The 1431-nt window shown below is 73.3% G+C and carries 1 pseudogene; it reads right to left on the reverse strand.

Annotation, left to right across the window (positions count from 1 at the left end):
• Position 1: 1 nt before the first annotated feature.
• Positions 2 to 1054, reverse strand: a pseudogene (locus GT042_RS28615) (HAMP domain-containing sensor histidine kinase); the annotation flags it as partial.
• Positions 1055 to 1431 lie beyond the last annotated feature (377 nt).

Raw genomic sequence — 1431 nt, forward strand, 5'->3', positions numbered from 1 at the left:
ATCAAGCCCGTCCGGCGATTGAGGACAAAGGGAGCGTCAACGTGAAGACCGTTCCCACGCCCACCTCACTACTCGCCCCCACCCCACCCCCATGCGCCTCCGCCAACTTCCGCACGATCGACAGACCCAACCCACTCCCACCCGTCCCCCGGCTCCGCGACTTCTCCGCGCGCCAGAAACGGTCGAAGACGTGGGGGAGTTCGTCCGGGGCGATCCCGCTCCCCGTGTCCTCGACCTCGATCAGGACGTGAGGCCCGGCCGCACGGGCCCGTAGCGTGACCACGCCCCCGCGTGGGGTGTGCCGGATCGCGTTCGAGACCAGGTTGCCCACCGCCTGGCGCAGCCGTACGGGATCCGCCTCCAGAAGTAGCCCCGCCGAGGGGGAGGCTGAGGACCCAGAAACCGAAAGCACCACCCCCGCCCCCTCCGCGTTCACGCGATGCGCGACCCCCGCCTGCGCCAGCAGCTCCCCCACATCGACCCACTCCTTCCGCAGCCGCAACTCACCCGCGTCCGCCGCCGACAGGTCCCGCAGGTCGTCGATGACGTGCTGGAGCAGCAGCGCCTCCTCCAGGAGGGACGTCAGGAGGAGCTGGTCGTGCGCGACGACCCCGTCCTCCGCCGCCTCCAGCCACCCCCGGATGTTGCTCAGCGGCGTCCGCAGCTCGTGCGCGACATCGCTGACCATCGCCTTCCGTACGGACTCCAGCTGCTCGCGCCGCTCCGACATGGAGTTGAACGCCACGGCGAGACGCCCCAGTTCGTCGCCCCCGGTCACGCGCACGCGCGCGGAGGTGTCGCCGTCCTCCATGCGCCGGGCCGCGTGGGTCAGGGCCCGGAGGGGCCGTACGAGCCGGATGCCCGCCAGGGTGGTGACCGTGACGGTCAGCAGGAGGACCAGCGCCGCGCCCCCGGCGATCCGGGCCCGGTTGCCCCGGGACAGGTCGAAGAACGTCGTGGCCGCGCGGGCGGGGCTGCTGACGTACAGCAGGGCGACGGGCGCCACGTACGGCGCGAGCTGCTCCGCGCGGCTGGTGCTGATACAGGTGTTGACGAGCGAGGTGTTGTCCTCGGAGGGCGCCTTGGTGGGGGCGCCGCCCACGGCCGGAGGAACGCTCGCGCTGGGCGTGGCCCCCGGGTCCCGGGTCGCGGACCGACCAGAAACGGCCCCGGAGCGAGAGGCGGCGCCCGAGCCCAAGGCGGCATCCGAGCCCGAGGCGGCGTCCGAGCCCGAGGCGGCGTCCGAGCCGGAAGCGGCCCTCGGGCCGAAGGCAGCGCCCATGCCCGAAAGGGCCCCCAGGGCCGAGGAGGCACCCGAGCCGGGAACGGCGTCCGAGGCGAAGGTGGCGTCCGAGCCGGGAACGCTCCCCGAGGCGAAGGTCGCGCCCGAGCGGGAAACGGCGCTCGAGGCGAAAGTCGCACCCGAGCCGG

The organism is Streptomyces sp. SID3212 (genome assembly GCF_009865405.1).
Lineage (GTDB): Bacteria > Actinomycetota > Actinomycetes > Streptomycetales > Streptomycetaceae > Streptomyces.